The 457-nt window shown below is 61.7% G+C and carries 1 protein-coding gene; it reads right to left on the bottom strand.

Annotated features, from left to right (window positions below; translation table 11 throughout):
• A partial coding sequence (locus HWY30_RS40875; protein ID WP_244145227.1) for a diguanylate cyclase domain-containing protein occupies nucleotides 1-415 on the bottom strand: 415 nt, incomplete at its 3' end.
• Between the last annotated feature and the right edge of the window lie 42 nt (nucleotides 416-457).

The following is a 457-nucleotide window of genomic DNA, read 5'->3' as shown; positions in this document are numbered from 1 at the left end:
CGCCGGCACCCGTCTCATCGAAGAATGAGGTTTTGTCCGTCCCGTTCGCTTTGGCGCGATACATCGCGCTATCGGCCTGGCGCATCAGGGCGTGTACATCAAGACGTTCGTCCGCGCTATTGGTACCGAGCATGCGCACGCCAATGCTGGCCGATACGGCGACGGGATGACCGCCGATCTCTCGAAGCCCATGAAGGATGTCGTGGATACCGTCGGCAATCGCGCGCGCGCCGGCGTCGTCATGCACGTGGCGGGCGAGCACCGCGAACTCGTCGCCTCCCAGGCGGGCAACCGTATCGCCGCGGCGAATGCGTGTCTGCAGACCGTTGGCGAAGCACTGCAACAGTTCATCACCCACCGCATGCCCATAAGCGTCATTGACGTACTTGAAGCCGTCGAGATCGATGAACAGCAAGACAGACTGTCCTTTATCGTCGTCTCGCGCCGCAGTCGCTTT

The organism is Paraburkholderia tuberum STM678, from assembly GCF_902833905.1.
Lineage (GTDB): Bacteria > Pseudomonadota > Gammaproteobacteria > Burkholderiales > Burkholderiaceae > Paraburkholderia > Paraburkholderia tuberum.
Note: the sequence above shows the minus strand (reverse complement) of the source record. Positions and strands in the feature narration are given on the sequence as shown.